Source organism: Fibrella aquatica (assembly GCF_041321135.1).
Lineage (GTDB): Bacteria > Bacteroidota > Bacteroidia > Cytophagales > Spirosomataceae > Fibrella > Fibrella aquatica.
This window is the reverse complement of record NZ_JBGGWF010000004.1, coordinates 611,587-627,674: the sequence shown is the minus strand read 5'-3', so window position 1 is coordinate 627,674 and position 16,088 is coordinate 611,587. Positions and strand designations below refer to the sequence as shown.

Annotated in this window: 14 protein-coding genes; 2 read left to right on the top strand and 12 right to left on the bottom strand. The window is 52.3% G+C overall.

All coding sequences use genetic code 11. From position 1 onward, the window contains the following. Positions 1-7: 7 nt before the first annotated feature. From ACAW87_RS13325 to ACAW87_RS13295, 7 genes are all read right to left on the bottom strand, one after another. On the bottom strand, positions 8-1,183 hold the full coding sequence (locus ACAW87_RS13325; RefSeq protein ID WP_370723887.1) for an acyltransferase family protein: 1,176 nt from the start codon (positions 1,181-1,183) through the stop codon (positions 8-10). A 39-nt stretch (positions 1,184-1,222) separates the two neighbouring features. After that, positions 1,223-3,772 carry a family 20 glycosylhydrolase gene (locus tag ACAW87_RS13320; protein ID WP_370723886.1) on the bottom strand — a complete coding sequence of 850 codons (2,550 nt, stop codon included), beginning with the start codon at positions 3,770-3,772 and terminating at the stop codon, positions 1,223-1,225. An 85-nt stretch (positions 3,773-3,857) separates the two neighbouring features. Further along, positions 3,858-5,576 (bottom strand): GMC oxidoreductase, encoded by a 1,719-nt coding sequence (locus ACAW87_RS13315; RefSeq protein ID WP_370723885.1) that lies wholly within the window; start codon positions 5,574-5,576, stop codon positions 3,858-3,860. Positions 5,577-5,617: 41 nt separating this feature from the next. Continuing rightward, complete coding sequence (locus tag ACAW87_RS13310; RefSeq protein ID WP_370723884.1) at positions 5,618-6,172, bottom strand: gluconate 2-dehydrogenase subunit 3 family protein; 555 nt, start codon at positions 6,170-6,172, stop codon at positions 5,618-5,620. A 208-nt stretch (positions 6,173-6,380) separates the two neighbouring features. Beyond that, positions 6,381-6,557, bottom strand: a complete 177-nt coding sequence (locus tag ACAW87_RS13305; protein WP_370723883.1) for a DUF5615 family PIN-like protein — start codon at positions 6,555-6,557, stop codon at positions 6,381-6,383. Further along, positions 6,554-6,811, bottom strand: a complete 258-nt coding sequence (locus ACAW87_RS13300; RefSeq protein WP_370723882.1) for a DUF433 domain-containing protein — start codon at positions 6,809-6,811, stop codon at positions 6,554-6,556. The genes ACAW87_RS13305 and ACAW87_RS13300 overlap by 4 nt, the downstream gene beginning before the upstream one ends. A gap of 13 nt (positions 6,812-6,824) precedes the next feature. Then, the gene (locus ACAW87_RS13295) at positions 6,825-7,901 is read right to left on the bottom strand and encodes a Gfo/Idh/MocA family protein (RefSeq protein WP_370723881.1); all 1,077 of its coding nucleotides are present in this window, start codon (positions 7,899-7,901) and stop codon (positions 6,825-6,827) included. Positions 7,902-8,058: 157 nt separating this feature from the next. Between ACAW87_RS13295 and ACAW87_RS13290 the strand changes: the two genes are divergently transcribed. After that, entirely contained in the window at positions 8,059-9,429 is a 1,371-nt protein-coding gene (locus ACAW87_RS13290) for an NAD(P)/FAD-dependent oxidoreductase (protein WP_370723880.1), read from the top strand. Positions 9,430-9,756: 327 nt separating this feature from the next. Here the strand turns inward: ACAW87_RS13290 and mtaB are convergent, their stop codons facing one another. After that, positions 9,757-11,091 (bottom strand): tRNA (N(6)-L-threonylcarbamoyladenosine(37)-C(2))-methylthiotransferase MtaB, encoded by a 1,335-nt coding sequence (gene mtaB, locus ACAW87_RS13285; RefSeq protein WP_370723921.1) that lies wholly within the window; start codon positions 11,089-11,091, stop codon positions 9,757-9,759. A 108-nt stretch (positions 11,092-11,199) separates the two neighbouring features. Beyond that, entirely contained in the window at positions 11,200-12,183 is a 984-nt protein-coding gene (locus ACAW87_RS13280; protein WP_370723879.1) for a phytanoyl-CoA dioxygenase family protein, read from the bottom strand. 170 nt (positions 12,184-12,353) lie between these two features. Between ACAW87_RS13280 and ACAW87_RS13275 the strand changes: the two genes are divergently transcribed. Next, the gene (locus tag ACAW87_RS13275; RefSeq protein WP_370723878.1) at positions 12,354-13,199 is read left to right on the top strand and encodes an AraC family transcriptional regulator; all 846 of its coding nucleotides are present in this window, start codon (positions 12,354-12,356) and stop codon (positions 13,197-13,199) included. A 233-nt stretch (positions 13,200-13,432) separates the two neighbouring features. On the opposite strand, the gene ACAW87_RS13270 is transcribed toward ACAW87_RS13275, so the two are convergent. Genes ACAW87_RS13270 through nirD form a run of 3 tightly spaced genes read right to left on the bottom strand, consistent with a single transcriptional unit; the run spans position 13,433 to position 15,957 of the window. Further along, positions 13,433-14,107: a response regulator gene (locus ACAW87_RS13270; RefSeq protein ID WP_370723877.1), complete on the bottom strand. Its 675-nt coding sequence runs from the start codon at positions 14,105-14,107 to the stop codon at positions 13,433-13,435. Between the two features lie 3 nt (positions 14,108-14,110). Continuing rightward, positions 14,111-15,613: an ATP-binding protein gene (locus tag ACAW87_RS13265; RefSeq protein ID WP_370723876.1), complete on the bottom strand. Its 1,503-nt coding sequence runs from the start codon at positions 15,611-15,613 to the stop codon at positions 14,111-14,113. Further along, positions 15,610-15,957, bottom strand: a complete 348-nt coding sequence (nirD, locus tag ACAW87_RS13260; protein WP_370723875.1) for a nitrite reductase small subunit NirD — start codon at positions 15,955-15,957, stop codon at positions 15,610-15,612. The genes ACAW87_RS13265 and nirD overlap by 4 nt, the downstream gene beginning before the upstream one ends. Between the last annotated feature and the right edge of the window lie 131 nt (positions 15,958-16,088).

The following is a 16,088-nucleotide window of genomic DNA, read 5'->3' as shown; positions in this document are numbered from 1 at the left end:
GGTCAATTTATACCCGAATATAAATCTTGCGCCGGTCGAGGGCCCAGCCTACGCTCCAGCATAAGAGCATGAAAGCAAGTGCAAAAAGCAACGAACCCAGCGGCCCCGGTGCCAGTGACTGAAAAATATGGACGCCAATCCAGCTTAAAACGCTTTCGCCATTGCCCGCTGGCACCATGTAGAACACAATCACCAGCACTTCGGAGAGCAGGTAGATAAACAGCGGATTTTTGCCGGGTATCACAAAAAACTCCGCCCAGTTCGCTTTGTTCCAGTTCCTTATTTCCAGTGCGTATATCAGCGTCGACAGCAGAACGAGATCCAGACCGGTGGTGATTAGCACGAACGAACTGGTCCACAACTTCTTGTTAATCGGGAAAACCATATCCCAGCAAAGTGCCGCAAAAATCAGTAGGGCACCAGCCAGTAGCAGTTTGGCCACGCTTTCATAATTCTTGCCAATTCGCTGCACGAACGTACCTGCATAATAGCCGATGATGACGTTTACAATGGCTGGCAGTGTGCTCAGCAGTCCTTCGGGGTCGAATGCTACACCGCCGTTTCCGTGATAAAGATGCGCGTCACCAACTAAAAAACGGTCGAGTTTCCGCACGGCGTTGCCCATCAGGCCAAGCGGGTCGGTGGAGTCGCCCCAGCCCAGGAGCATAAGCCAATAGCCCACCAGAAAGGCTACGCTGACCCAGAATACAGTTCGGGTCGAAAAGAAATAGACCATCAGTGAGGCTATTCCATAACACACGCCAATGCGTTGCAGGACCCCCCAGATGCGAGTTTCGCCAATTGGAAAACTGCTGATGTCTCCGGTGTCGTTAAGCTTAAAAAAGGGAAACCAGTACATCAGGTAGCCCAGTAAAAAGATGATCGCCGTTCGTTTCGCCACTTTCCCCAACACGGCCGATGTAGGCAACGCATTGATTTTGGTCATAGCAAAGCTCATGGCGTTACCCACGGCAAACAGAAACGAGGGGAACACCAGATCGGTCGGCGTAAAACCATGCCATTCAGCGTGATTAAGCGGACTAAACGACGATGAACCTGCCCCGGGCGTGTTCACCACAATCATGAAACAGACGGTTAAACCCCGAAAAACGTCGAGCGAAAGAAATCGCTTATCTGTTTCGAGTACGGCTTGTCGGGGAGGAGCAATCGTATAGTCTTCCATGGCAGTAATGTGAATGGGGGAGGTGAACGGATAGGTACGTTACTTCTTGATGGTTACCGTTTGCCCGGCCCGGCCTGCCGAGTTGAACACCCGAAGTTTAATGGTACTGGTAAACGGTAGTGGTGTCGTATATGCCTGACTGCTCGGGGTGGGCTCTGAACCGTCGGTGGTATAGCGGATTGTAAAGCCGGGAAACTGCACGTTTGCCGCCAGCTTATTGTCGATGATACTGGCACCAGCCGTAGGAATCCGGTACTGAAAACCACCCGCAAATGCGTCGAGCCGGGGGAGTTCCCGCTTGCCAACGGTGTGCAGGAATGCCGACCAGGCCTGGTTATACAGTTGATCGCTTTTCTGCTCGTCTTTTTCAAGTGCCCATTCAGGGTCTTTGGCCCAGGCGCGCTCGGCAACGGCCAACAGTTTAGGCAACAGCTTGTATTCGAATTGGGCCGTGCTTCGGTTGGTCTCGGCCCAGAGGGGAGCTTCAATACCCACCAGGTTGGCCTTGCCTTTTTCCGTGATCATTTCCCGGCTTCTAATGCGACTCTTGTCGACACGCTGACCCGTATAACCGTCTGTCAGGTTACGGAGGTAGTCGTAGGGAATGAACGAAAACGGCTTGTCAATATCGACGTACCCACCCCAATACTGACCGGCTTCTTCCGACATGGGGTTGTAGGCCAGATCGATGTACAGATGGGTAACACCCGTCAGAATAACTTTGTAACCAGCGTTTGCCATGCGGTAGGCCAGGTCTTCAGCACCCGATCCCGGCTCATTTTTCCAGACGTTTACCCGAAATTTTTCGGGCGCAAAGGTGGGGTTGGGCACCCAAACCGGTTTCTTATTCTGCACTACTTTTTTCAGGCCAACCTCTTCCCAGCCCGACAGGAACAGACCCCGTTTTTTGAGGATCTGATTCAGCTTTCCGAAATAATAATACCAAAGACCGTCGGTCGATTTAACGGTACTGTTGCTAGCCATCAGGCGCTTGACAGCCGGTGATTTTTGCCAAACTCCCGAAGGTACTTCATCACCGCCAACGTGGATTGTCTTTAGCGGAGCGCCCGCCTCGCGGTACATACCGGTCAAATCATCGATCACCCGCTCCAGAAAAGCATAGGTAGACGGCAACGCTACATCGATCACGTTATCAGACCAACCCTGCACCGATTCGTAGGTCGATTTGTCGGCCAGATCACGGAGCAGATACCGTTCTGCCTCGGCTCTTTTGCCTGCTTTGAGCAGGGTCTGGTAGCGAACATCCATGGCCCTCAAGGCGGCGCGGGCGTGTCCCGGCGACTCAATTTCGGGAATCACGTCAATATGCCGATCGCGGGCGTATTTGAGAATATCGATAAAATCGGCTTTGGTATAGAATCCGGTACCTGCTGTATTGCTGGCGTCCGGGCCGGAACCGTAGGAGGGAAGCAAACTTTTGGTCTGGTCGGCATTATAGGCGCGTATTCCGCCAACGGTGGTCAGCTCGGGTAACGACGGCATTTCTACCCGCCAACCTTCATCGTCGCTAAAATGTAGATGAAGCACGTTGAGTTTATACAGCCCCATCAGATCCAGCACTTTAATGACTTCCGATTTAGGTTGAAAATTTCGGGCCACATCCATCATCAGCGCGCGATAGCCGAAACGGGGGGCGTCTTTGACAATCAGACCGGGTAACTGAACAGACTCCTTTTTTCCGGTTAAGGCGTTGGCCGACATGAGCGTGTGGAGTGACTGAATGCCATAAAAAATTCCCGCCCGCGACGACGCCGATATTCGAACACCCTCTGGAGTCAGGTGAAGTTCGTAGCCCTCGGCGGGTATCGTCGGTTCTTTACGGAGTGTAATTGTCTTGCCCGCCGCTTGCGTCTTGATCGCCAGCTTTCCGGCAAGTACCGGAACAAGGCTGTTGACCAGAAATTCCGCTTCAGCATTGAATTCAGTCGGCGAGACTATAACGGTTTTTCCGTCCAGAACGAAAGGCTGACCTGTTTCCTGATACGATACTGGAGTTGGAAATACCTTGATCAGTTTTTCGTCTGGAATAGCCTGAATAGCCGCGTTTTGGGTGAAAATGCGTTCGGTCAGTTTACGGTCAAATGCCTCGAACAAATTACCCATATCGACGGTGACGTCGACAGGAAATGCCTGCGCCGGGTCTTTGTCGAAAACAAGGTAAAAACCAGCGGGAAAATCAGTGCGGTTGCGAATCCGCCGCGAAGATATGGTAATGGTTGCCGACTGTCCGGAAGCAACCTGGCTAAAGCCTGACCCTGGGCTCAGGACATGCAGATCGCCATTGACGGGCCTAACACTGGCCTGACCGGCGTCGGTGCTGGCGTAGGAACCGCCGTTGAAAAATAACTGCCAACCGGTTGCTGGCAGCGGTGAATCACCCGTGTTTTTTAGCGTCAGGGCCATACGTGAGCCGGCTTTTGCATCATTACTGACGAGTGTCAGCGTAATGGCAACTGGCTTAGAAATAGTGGCTTGCTGTATCGGCAGCGGAGAACTGGTTGCCGCGTGTGGAAAACAGGCTAAAAGGGGGAGGCAGAAAAGGAAAAAGCCAGGTAGGGAAAGGCGCATTGGATCAGGGAAAGGGCAGGGCTACACATAAAATTGCCCTGGCTTTCTGGATTGAGCAGGTTGCCAGGGCAAGGAAACAAAGGGCTTACAACATATTCCGTTTCATCTCCGCTACGGCGTGGTTAGCGGCTCGGGCGGTGATGGCCATAAACGTCAGCGAGGGATTCTGCGTGGAAGTAGAAGTCATGCAGGCACCGTCGGTTACGAACACGTTTTTGCAGTTGTGAAACTGATTCCACTTGTTCAGTAACGATGTCTTGGGGTCTTTCCCCATCCGGACGCCACCCATTTCGTGAATGTCGAGGCCCGGCGCTTTGTCGGGTTTGTCGTTGGTACGAATGTTTTTAAAGCCCGAGACGGTAAGCATTTCGGTCATCTGCGCGTGGAAATCACGAATCATTTTCTCGTCGTTGTCATCGTAGGCCACCGAAATTTTAAGCTGTGGAATTCCCCAGGCATCTTTTAAGGCTGAGTCGAGCGCCACGTAGTTTGATTCTTTCGGAATCGTTTCGCCCATCATGTGCGAGCCAACCCGCCAGGGACCATATTTAGGCTGCATCAGACTGGCTTTCAGGTCTTCACCCAAACCTGACGTGTCGGTTTCGGTTGATCGGTAGGCGCTGAAACCGGCCGCGTAACCCCGCAGAAAATCGGTCTCCTGCTTCGCTACATTTCGGAAACGCGGAATGTAGCTGCCATTGGGTCGTATGCCGTCGGTCGTAGACTCCTTAAAACCATCGTGTTCGGCCGAGATCGTGGTGCGGAAATTATGGAACGCTACGTATTTACCCAACAGGTCGTTGTCGTTGCCCAGCCCGTTTGGAAAGCGGTTCGAGGTAGAGTTCAGCAAAATGAGGTTGCTGTTCAGTGTGGCCGCATTGACGAAGATGATGCGGGCATAATACTCCGTCATCTGGTTGGTATGGGCATCAATGACCCGTACGCCGGCCGCCTTATTTTTTTTCTCGTCGAAAATGATCGAATGAACGACAGAATCGGGCTGAAGAGTCAGCTTTCCGGTGTTGGCGGCCCACGGAAGGGTCGACGAGTTACTGCTGAAGTAGCCTCCGTAGGGGCAACCCCGCTGACAGATCGACCGGTTCTGACACTGTCCACGGCCCTGTTTCAGGTGAATCGGTTGCGGGGCAGTCAGGTGAGCGCAGCGGCCAATGATAACGGGGCGTGTTCCCTTGTAGTGCAACGCCATCTGATCGGTAAAATGCTTTTCTACGCACGACTGCTCGTGTGGGGGAAGAAACTCACCATCGGGCAGTTGCGCCAGTCCGTCTTTGTTGCCCGAAATACCTGCAAATTTTTCTACGTGGCTATACCAGGGGGCAAGGTCGGTGTAGCTGATAGGCCATTCCACAGCAAAACCGTCGCGGGCAGGGCCGTCAAAATCAAACTGTGACCAGCGTTGCGTTCCCCGCGCCCACATCAGTGATTTGCCGCCCACCTGATAGCCCCGTATCCAATCGAAGGGTTTCTCCTGCACGTAGGGGTGATCAGCGTCTTTCACGAAAAAATGGCTGGCATCTTCCCGGTTGGCATAGCAACGACTAGCCACCGGATTAGCGTCCCGGTATTCTTTCGATAGCTGCCCCAGGTGCTTAAATTCCCAGGGTTGCATCATGGTGGTTGGGTAATCGGTAACGTGTTTAACGTCGCGGCCCCTTTCCAGTACGAGGGTACGTAATCCTTTGCCGGTGAGTTCTTTGGCTGCCCAGCCTCCGCTGATACCCGAGCCAATAACAATGGCATCGAAGGTGCGCGCTTTAACAGAATCTATGTTTAGAAAAGACATATCAGTTTGCGTAAAGAGAATAAAAAAAGCGGCCAGTGTATTTACCGACCGCCAGCAGCACTCAACTTTTCAATGGGTACACAACCGTGATAATAGCCCGGGGCCATGTTGAACTTTTGCACATTCACCATGTAGTACTCCGAGTTGGTATACCCCTGAATGGTCAGCCGTTTCATCATATCGACAAACGCTTTACCGGTCGGATCGGTCGACGTTGATAGTTTGGTCAGGATCTCTTTCCGCTGATTGGCATCGCAGGTAGAAAAGGATTTACTGTACGCCTGCTGCGCCGTTGCTTCAGTCAGCACGAGTCCCTCACGAAGCGTTGTTTGCGCCGATTCACCCAGGCAGTCGTTGATCATCCGCCCCGCAAACTGATGCACGTTCAGCGATTTGGCTCCCGGAGTGGATGCTCCCGGAGTGGTGGTTTCGGGAATTATTGTTTCCACGATGTCGGCCAGCAACGATTCGTCATCGACTGAACCGAGTGAAACAGGGCCAATCGAATCGGATGTCCAGCCCGAGGCCCAGGCTGGCAGCGAAACCAGGCCACCCAGCGCCATTGTCAGGCCCCGAAGGGCAGTACGTCTTTGCATAAATGGAATAGGAAATTAACTGTGTTTCAAGTTATTGTAGTTATATCATAAGTGCTAGTCAGGCAGGTAAGCGTAAGCAGAAAAGCAAATTAGTAGATATGGATTTGTTGCCTTTGTGCCTTTTCACGTCGGTATGCTATCACTTCATTCATAACATAGCGTATCTAAGAAAAACGATGCTCACATCACGTACGTTGTGCGCAAAAACCTATTCGCCAAAGTCCTTATCTTCCGTAAGAATTAGACGAGGTGGTGTTCTGGCTCTTTCAATGATCTGCTCATCACGAATTCCTCTGTTTGTTTCGTAAATGGATTCTATATCAATGCCTTTACTCCGTATAGCCTCAATGATTGAATGATCGATATTCTCATCGGCAATGATCATGCTGCTGATTCGATCACTTCTTCATTCGCTAAAACGAGTGATGCGTATTCCAGCGCGGCGAATATATCTGCCTGTTCGAGGTGCGGATACATACGTACCAAATCAGCGGGAGTGGCTCCCTCTGAAAGCTTTCTAAGAATCAGTTCAACGCTGATACGGGTGCCCTTAATAGTTGGTTTTCCCAACATTACCTGATAATCAGCTGTAATTCGACTTGAATAGGCCATCACCGAAACGATTTTTGAGATGTTCAATTTACAAAAAATACTACAGCCTCACAACCTCTCCAGTGCGAACGCTTTCGTCGCAGGCGAAGGCAATGCGGAGGCTGTTCACGGCATCGGCCAGGTGATCGGTGAGATCCAGATCGTCGGTGATGGCTTGCAGAAAATAGTGTTGTTCGCGGTTGCACAACTCCTGATGATCAGGCTCGTCCTGCATATCGATCCAGGTGTCGGGTTGGGCAAATTGATCGTCGGCGGTGAGCTGAGCGTGGTGAATACGGAGTGACTCGGTTTTGGTGTGCGAATCGACATCGTCTGACTTACCCACTGCTCCGGCGTTTTTGGCAACGATCGATACGCAGCCTTTGGGACCAATTACGTCTTTTACGAAGAAAGCGGTTTCGCTCACCATAGGCCCCCAGGCTGCTTCGTACCAGCCTACCGAGCCATCTTCAAAGCGTAGCTGTAACTGACCGTAATTGTAATTATCAGCCGGAATATCGTCGGTGAGCCTTGCGCCAATAGCCGACACCCAAACGGGTTTCGAGCGGGTCATCTGACACATCACATCGATGTAATGCACCCCACAGTCGACAATCGGGCTGAGTGATTTCATCAGGTTACGGTGAACGGTCCACATGTAGCCGTGGCTTTGCTGGTTCAGGTTCATGCGCATTACCAGTGGCTTGCCAAGCTGCTGCGCTTCTTCGACGAATCGGGCCCAGGACGGGTGAACGCGGAGAATATAGCCGACAACCACTTTTTTGTCTGCTTTTTTAGCCGCGGCAACCACTCGCTCCGATCCTGCTACGGTGTCGGCAAGGGGTTTTTCGATGAACACGTGGCAGCCCGCTTCCAGGGCCATAATGGCAAATTGCTCGTGAGTATCCGGGTACGTTGAGATACAGACGGCGTCGGGTTTGGTCGCTGCCAATGCGGTAGCGTAGTCATCGAAAAGGAAATAGCCGCCGCCCAGTTTTTCATTTAATACTACTTTGCTTTGGCCGGTCGAAACCAGGCCGCAAATCTCAAAACCGTCGAGGGTATGGTAGGCGGTAGCGTGTGAAGCACCCATGTTGCCGCAACCAACAACGAGTACGCGAAGAGAAGAAGATGTCATAAGCTAGTAAGCAAGAAAAGAACGCAATATAATGCCGCCACCTGAATCCTTTTTGCTGGCTGAACCCTACTGAGAAAACACACGTATATTGTGGCGGAGGTTTGCTTGGGCCGAGTGAATTCGTCATTCGACCATCGTCAATCGTAAGTAGTCACACATGCGCCACATCGTCATTATTGGTAACGGTATTGCCGGCATCACCGCTGCCCGCGAGCTTCGCAAAGGCGGCAACGACCGCATCACCGTTATTTCATCAGAAACGGATCACCATTTCTCCAGAACCGCACTCATGTACATCTACATGGGGCACATGACCTATGCACATACCAAGCCGTATGAGGACTGGTTCTGGACAAAAAATCGCATCGACCTGCTACGGGCGCACGTAACGTCGATCGATTTTGACAATAAGCTCCTAACAACCAAACCCCTCGATGGGGCCGAAACGACACTCGCTTACGAGGTGCTGGTACTCGCCGTCGGTTCGTCGCCCAACCGGCCGGGTGTGTTGCAAACGAATCTGCGCGGCGTGCAGGGCCTCTACGGTATGCCCGATCTAGACCAGATGGAAGCACTCACTGACGCCAAACAGTCAGGTACGTTGGTCAATCGAGCGGTGGTGATCGGTGGGGGGCTGATTGGCATTGAACTCTGCGAAATGCTGCTGTCTCGGGAGATTTCGGTGTCGTTTCTGGTACGGGAAGCCAGTTTCTGGCGCAGTGTACTGCCTGTCGAAGAATCGGCGATGATCACCCGCCACATTCGCGAACATCACGTTGATCTGCAATTGGAAACAGAGGTGACTGAGCTTCATGACGATGGTACAGGCCGCGTTGGCGGCGTAACGACCAGCACCGGGGAACGCATCGATTGTCAGTTTGCGGGCGTGTCGGTCGGCGTTTCGGCGAATATCGGCTGGCTGCGCGGAACAGCGCTGGAAACAGATCGGGGTATTCTGGTGGATACCTATCTGGCGACCAACGTACCTGATGTATACGCCATCGGCGACTGTGTGCAACACCGAACGCCACCACCCGGCCGCAAGCCAACAGAGCAGATCTGGTATACCGGACGCATCATGGGCGAAACGCTGGCTCAGACATTGCTAGGAAAGAAAACGGCTTACCAGCCCGGTGTTTTTTTCAACTCCGCCAAGTTCTTCGATATCGAATACCAGACCTACGGCGACGTACCTGCCAATTTACCGGATGATGGCACGATTCAGTCGCTTTACTGGGAACACCCCGACGGGCAGAAGGCTATCCGCATCAACTACAAAGCGTCTGACGGAGCCGTGACGGGCGTAAACGCGTTCGGCATCCGGCAACGACAGGACGTCTGGACGCGCTGGATTACCGAGACACGCCCGCTCCACTACGTGCTGGAACATCTGGCACAGGCTAATTTCGATCCCGAATTCTTCCGTCAGCACGAAGCCGATGTACTGGCCGTTTATAATGCGCAGCATCCCGATAAACCTCTGCGGTTACGAGCGAAGAAGGGCTTGTTTGCTTTGTTTGGGAAGTGATGTCGTTGATTGCTTTTGTAAGGTTTAGCTTCGCGCTCTAGGCCCTTCGACTTGGTCGCGAAGCATTAAAAGCGCTCAGCAACACAGCTGAAAAAGTGATCCTCCCCTTGCTTGTTTCACTCTCCGTCGGGAAATACATTCACCCAGACAGCCTGTATCACAGCAATCAGGATTTCGAATAAAGCACCAGCGAGGTCCATATGAGTATCTGGAGTTTGGTTTCTAATAGCGGCTTCAGTAAACAAAAAACATCGCTTACTTTCCAAGTGGAAATGTAAGCGATGTTTTTTGTTTACTGCAATTTATCAACTACTTGAAAGGTATTGGCTAGTGCGTTTCAAACGCCATCTCCGGCTCCGTCACTTCCACTAACCCCTCTGGATTTATAGCCGACAGTTGTACGGGAATCAGTTCGTTGATGCGTAACGGGTCGTAATTAGCCACCACGCGTACGTAGTTTTCGGTGAAGCCCTGCATACGTCCGGTCGCTTCGTCAACATCGTCTTCAAAGAGCACCGTTGCCGCCCGCCCGATCTGCGATTCGTAGAAGGCCCGCCGTTTTTTGTCCGACAGAATGTGCAGCATCTTACTCCGTTCGGCACGTACCTGACCGGGCACCACTGGTTTGATTGTGATCGCTGTAGTGTTGGGTCGTTCTGAGTACGTGAAGACGTGCAGGTACGAAATCGGCAGCTCGTTCAGAAACTCGTAGGTTTCCAAAAAAAGGTCGTTTGTTTCGCCGGGGTGGCCCACAATCACGTCAACGCCAATGCAGGCGTGTGGCATCAGCGACTTGATCTGCGCGACCCGTTCAGCGTACAGTTCGCGCTTGTACCGGCGGCGCATTAGCCCAAGCACCGTATTGGAACCGGACTGAAGCGGCACGTGAAAATGCGGCACGAATCGTTTCGACTGGGCAACAAACGCAATGATCTCGTCGGTCAATAGGTTCGGTTCGATGCTCGAAATACGGAATCGGTCAATGCCCTCCACCCCGTCGAGGGCCTGAATCAGTTCCAGAAATGTCTGGGTACGTTCTCCTGATACTAGTCCAAAATCGCCGATGTTCACGCCTGTCAACACAATCTCGCGCACGCCGCGCCCGGCGATCTCGTGAGCGGCCCGAACGACGTTTTCAATCGTATCAGAGCGGCTTTTTCCACGTGCCAGCGGAATAGTGCAGTAAGCGCAGGGATAATCACAGCCGTCCTGCACTTTCAGAAAGGTGCGGGTCCGGTCATTGAGTGAATAGGCGGCATGATAATCGATGGCTTCCTCGATGTTCGAGTTCAGCACCCGTCCTGGTTGCCCAACGGCGGCTTTGGTGAACGTTGGCATCAGCTCGGCCAGCCGGAATTTTTCGGCAGCTCCCAGCACAGCATCGACGCCCGGAATTTCCGAAATTTCAGTGGGCTTTAACTGAGCGTAACAACCAAGAATAGCCACAAATCCATCTGGGTTTACCTTTTGCGCTTCCCGAACAATCTTGCGGCATTTTTTGTCGGCGTTATCCGTCACCGAGCAGGTGTTGATGATGAAAATGTCCGGCTGTTGGTTGAATTCAACGCGCTCGTAGCCCTCTTTCTCCATCATGCGGGCGAGGGTCGACGTTTCCGAGAAATTCAGCTTGCAGCCAAGCGTATAAAAAGCCACTTTTTTCATATTCATTCCTAACACCCGGCATGCCATCGGGGTTTCATCCGGCAAAAATACAACATTGGGCCTTAGACCTATAAGGTTTTGAAAACCTTATAGGTCTGCTCATAATCACTACTCCCAGGAATCAAGCCCCAGCAGTTTCCGGCCCAGATCAGATAGCTCGGCGGTTTGGTAGCGGGTCTTCTCCCAGTTGCGCGGGTCGCCGGGAAATGCGTAGCCTTCGGGGGCTTGCCGGTTGCGCCATGAATTGATGCGCCACTGACGTAGGGCTTCGTTATCTTCCTGAGCGGGCATCATTGAAATATATTGGGCAACACGCACTTTATCGGTCGAGTGGTTGGGGCGGATGCCGTGGGCGAGCGTGCTGTTGAAGATGAGCAGGTCTCCCGCTTCGAGCTTCACTTTCACAAAATTAAAGCCGGTGGTATCGGGTTTGAAGCGGTCGCGGTCGGCGGGTTGGGTCAATTTCCAGGTGTCGTAAGTCCGGTACAATTCGGGAATGCACTGAAAACCACCCATGTTCTCATCAGTCTGGTCGGCGAGGGCCAACACGCCCTGCACGTTCTGGGGACGGGTTTCAGGATCATAATCCCAGTGAATGAAGCCTTTGAAGGCCTGATCGGGTTGCAGTGGGAAATTGAGATTGGCCCGGTCGATCGTGACCCATAGCTTTTCGGTGCCCCACACATCAACAAAGGCATCGTACACACGTTGCGTTTGTCGGTTGTCCCACTGGTGCTGGTGGTTGTACAGTTCCACCATACCCGATCCGATCAGCTCTTTCATCCGCATCTCAGCGCGGGGTGGTGTGTACCAGGTAGCTTTATCGTTGGGGTCTTTCTCCTCAAATTCCCAGATCGTTTGCGCCATCCGTTCAGCCTGCTCGCGCGGCACGGCCTGCTTGATGATAACATACCCATTGTCACGCCAGAACGTCCAGTCTTCTTCAGATAATACACGAAGAGGGGCACCGTTTGAGCGGTCGTTCAATGGTTGCGCGCTGCTGGTAGCAGTAGATGGGTTACCCGGAATGTCGGTATGCGCATTGTCGGGCACCATCGTGGGCGTCATGGTTGGCTGCATGGTAGGTGTCATGAGCAGGTTTTGTTTTATCGTGATAGAATAAGACAAAACTAGGATGATTCTCTAAGGAGCTGTTAGCACGTACCTGACCCGTTTTTGCACTATATTGCTGTTGAGAAATAAAATCGGAGAGTGAAAGAGTAAAAGAGGTAGCGCCGAAACGGTCCGCCGCTACATGCCTCATGAAAATAGCCCTTGAAGAAATTCAGCCCGATGCCGATAGTTCGTTCCACATTCTGTTGACGCCCCATCTGCAGGACGTCTTTCTGTGGCATTACCATCCTGAATACGAGATCGTGTACATCGACGGTGCCAGCGGAACCCGGCATGTGGGCGACCATATTTCGCGCTATGAAGGCAGCGATCTGGTGTTCATTGGCCCCAATATTCCGCACCTGAACTTTGACTATGGCGTAAAAACCGACTACCGAAAAGTGGTAGTCCAGCTACATGAGTCGTTTCTTGGTGAAGGTTTCTGGAAAGCGCCTGAGTTTGCCGCGATTACCACGCTCTTTGAACGGGCCAGAGCTGGTTTATCGTTTAATGGCGACACAAAACAACAGGTTGGGGCTAAGCTTGAGGCGCTGGCTCAGTTGCCGCCTTTTGAACGAATGATGTCGCTATTGTCAATTTTCCAGCAGCTTGCCACTAGCATCGACGTAACCTCGCTGCATGGAAAGCCTGTCACAAACGCGTATAATCTACGGGAACAACAACGGATTCGAAAACTATATCAGTTTGTGGAAGAGCAGTTTACGCGAAAAATTAGTATTCCAGAAGCTGCTGACGTGGTCAACTTAACCGAAGCCGCTTTTTGCCGGTACATTAAGCGAATGACGGGCCTGACGTTCACACAGTTGCTGAACAAATACCGTATCAATCAGGCTCAGAAACTACTGCTGGCCGATCATACAGTAACCGAAACGGCTGAGGCCTGCGGCTTCGAGAGTCTTTCGTACTTCAATAAAATATTCCGGACGATAACGGGCGAAAATCCACTGCAATTCAAAAAACGGCACACGGCGTAGTAGCTGATCTGGGTCTTTGCTTGAAAGTTTTGCTGTATGTTAAAATGCTTCGCGCTGTAGGCCCTTCGACTCCGCTCAGGGTGACAACCCCACTCAAGTTTATCATTCACGTTCTTGAGTTTCCTGTCACCCTGAGCGGAGTCGAAGGGCCTACAGCGCGAAGCATTTTAACATACAAATTACCCGGCCCAATTATAAACAAGTGCTGAAACCGCAACACTACACATCATCTACTATTTCACCCGACTTCCCAGTGCCACACTAATTAGCTCGACCATGTTTTTTACGCCTGCTTTTCGGATGATGCTGGCGCGTTGGTTGGCAATGGTATTGGGGCTGACATCGAAGCGGTGGGCGATGTCTCGGCTGCTCATTCCCTGCGTGAGGCAGTGCAGAATCTGCGTTTCGCGGGGAGTCAACTTCTTCCAGATAGGGGCAATCGTGTCTTTAGGGGGTGCAGGTGTTTCCCGTTGCTGAGCCGATTTTGGCACCACGTAATGCCTGATGATCACTGCCGCCGCCGAAGGTGGATAGTACAGGTCGCCCGCCGCTACGGTTCGTAGTGCTTTCAGGATCTCGTCATGATCGCTGTCTTTGGGCAAGTAGCCTAATGCGCCATGTTGCACCGACGTTAGAATGTAATCGGGGTTGTTGTGCATACTGAACATCAGCACGCGGACGGTGGGAAAGCGAGCAACGACCTCTTTGACTACGTCGAGCCCCGACAGTTTAGGCATGGTAATGTCGAGCAACAGCACATCGGGCAGCAGGTCAGGAATCATAGCCAGGGCCTGTTCACCATCCGCTGCTTCGCCGATAACCTCCAAATCGTCAGCATCTTCGAGTAAGGTTAAAATTCCTCTGCGCACCACGGCGTGATCATCGGCGATAAGGATTCGGATAGCCATATTTTATGTTAACAGGTTGTTTGTGCGATGAATAGTGGTAATGATTGATGTCCCCTTACCGGGAGCCGATTGAATGGTGAGCGTGCCGTTGAGCAGTCGCGCTCTGGTACGCATGGTGTCAATGCCGTTTCTGCCGGTTAGGGTTGGGTTTACTGCCAGAGTCAAGCCATTGTCAATAAACGGGGGCGTAAAGCCATGGCCATCATCGTCAATGCTGATGGCTACCACTTCGTCGTCTTCCTGAAGGGTTAGCCAGATATGCTTCGCACTGGCGTGCTTGACGGCGTTGTTGATGGCTTCCTGAGCAATGCGATACAACCCGATTTCAACCGCCGGATTCAACCTCTTCGGGGGCTGAGTTAACGTTGGATCTGGTATACTACATTGAATGATAAGGCCAGTCGAGTAGGCTGTCTGGTCGGCAAGTAGCTGGAGAGCAGCACCCAGCCCGAAATCGCTGAGTACAGAGGGCATCAGGTTGTGCGAAATCTGCCGGGTGGTCTGAATAATGTCGCCCACAAGCTCGCAGAGGTTTTCGGCCCGTCGACGGTGTTTTTCATCGGTGAAACTGGCTTTTTTCAACGTACCTGCCTGTAATTTCAATCCGGTCAGCATCTGCCCAATACCGTCGTGTAACTCCCGCGCAAACCGCCGGCGTTCTTCTTCCTGACCCTCCAGCAACGCCGCCGATCGGACCGTGTCTTCAGCCCGTTGTAACCGGTGCTTGTCCTGTATGGCCTGAACAAGTTGCTGACGGGTGTCGGTCAGGGTCTGGTTCGCTACCGTAAGGGTGTTATTGGTTGCCTGTAAGTTTTCTTCCGATCGAGATAGTTGCCTGATAATCAGTTTTGTGTAATTTACGACGGGCCGAAAAATAAACAGTCCTTCGAGCAATAGTGTCAACAGGGTGGCAAGCCCCAGAAACCATTCCGTTCGTTCCAGCGAACGTACCCGGGCCACACTTTCGGCGTCGAACTGAAACACGATGGCGTTCATCTGCTTAAGATATGCCGGTTCATTAGCCAACACAACCTGTAGCGCCGCCTGTTGCTTATCCGACGGTTTACCCGGCTGCATCACGTGTGTAAGGCCATTGTGCATTCGCTGAAAAACAGGATCGATTAGGGCAAACATACTGTCGAGAATAGGGCTTTTGGGTACAGTATAGGCCTTTTCCATCAGTAATGTGCCATTCCGTAACTGCCGATGGCTTTCTGTCCAGGTACGTAACAGCGAGTCGGCCGGGGTTTGGTCGCTGGCCCGTACGTTCAGCGAATGCAGCAGGGCAAGCTTAGTCAGCCGTTGACTTAACATGCGTTGCCGGCCCGCCACGTTTAGCACACGCCCATCATCATAATGCTCATTCAGCGTTCGCCGAACCAGTACGATGCCACTTACGGCCAACAGCGCCAGAACCGAGAGGGCCAACACATAAAAACGCGTAAGTCGACGAGCAACCTGCTCGTCGACTTGATGACCTGAATGGGGGCGGGGCGGAGCGGTCATGCCGGTAGGCCGATGTAGACAATTCCGCTTTCGGTGCGTATGGCAAATGTGTCGATCTGGTAATCGTCGCCACTTAGACAGGCCCCGGTTTTTAGCGAAAATGCCTTCTTATGAAACGGACAGGCTACTTTGGGTTCGTCGCCCACGCTGCCCGTCATTCCCCGCGACAGAATCATCTGCTGGCGATGCGGACATTGGTTGTCAGTGGCATACCATTCGTTACGTCGAGCTATATGGAAAATGGCGATTTGCCGACCGTTGATCAGGGCGCAGGCCCCGCCATCGGCAGGTACGTCGGCTACCTGGCAGGCCACGTGCCACGTTATGGTTTCAGTAGTTGTCATGGTTGTATTTTGTTCTTGATTCTGAAAAACAAGTAGTTAGATGACTTTTTGCGTTTAATGTATTGCTTCGCGAGCTAGGCCCTTCGACTCCGCTCAGGGTGACAGGGAACCCAGGTACGTTGATGACAAAC

What these genes read in the sequence shown, in the direction of transcription:
- ACAW87_RS13325 (WP_370723887.1), bottom strand. Translation starts at nt 1,183, where the DNA reads ATGGAAGACTATACGATTGCTCCTCCCCGACAAGCCGTACTCGAAACA.
- ACAW87_RS13320 (WP_370723886.1), bottom strand. Translation starts at nt 3,772, where the DNA reads ATGCGCCTTTCCCTACCTGGCTTTTTCCTTTTCTGCCTCCCCCTTTTA.
- ACAW87_RS13315 (WP_370723885.1), bottom strand. Translation starts at nt 5,576, where the DNA reads ATGTCTTTTCTAAACATAGATTCTGTTAAAGCGCGCACCTTCGATGCC.
- ACAW87_RS13310 (WP_370723884.1), bottom strand. Translation starts at nt 6,172, where the DNA reads ATGCAAAGACGTACTGCCCTTCGGGGCCTGACAATGGCGCTGGGTGGC.
- ACAW87_RS13305 (WP_370723883.1), bottom strand. Translation starts at nt 6,557, where the DNA reads ATGATCATTGCCGATGAGAATATCGATCATTCAATCATTGAGGCTATA.
- ACAW87_RS13295 (WP_370723881.1), bottom strand. Translation starts at nt 7,901, where the DNA reads ATGACATCTTCTTCTCTTCGCGTACTCGTTGTTGGTTGCGGCAACATG.
- ACAW87_RS13290 (WP_370723880.1), top strand. Translation starts at nt 8,059, where the DNA reads ATGCGCCACATCGTCATTATTGGTAACGGTATTGCCGGCATCACCGCT.
- mtaB (WP_370723921.1), bottom strand. Translation starts at nt 11,091, where the DNA reads ATGAAAAAAGTGGCTTTTTATACGCTTGGCTGCAAGCTGAATTTCTCG.
- ACAW87_RS13280 (WP_370723879.1), bottom strand. Translation starts at nt 12,183, where the DNA reads ATGACACCTACCATGCAGCCAACCATGACGCCCACGATGGTGCCCGAC.
- ACAW87_RS13275 (WP_370723878.1), top strand. Translation starts at nt 12,354, where the DNA reads ATGAAAATAGCCCTTGAAGAAATTCAGCCCGATGCCGATAGTTCGTTC.
- ACAW87_RS13270 (WP_370723877.1), bottom strand. Translation starts at nt 14,107, where the DNA reads ATGGCTATCCGAATCCTTATCGCCGATGATCACGCCGTGGTGCGCAGA.
- ACAW87_RS13265 (WP_370723876.1), bottom strand. Translation starts at nt 15,613, where the DNA reads ATGACCGCTCCGCCCCGCCCCCATTCAGGTCATCAAGTCGACGAGCAG.
- nirD (WP_370723875.1), bottom strand. Translation starts at nt 15,957, where the DNA reads ATGACAACTACTGAAACCATAACGTGGCACGTGGCCTGCCAGGTAGCC.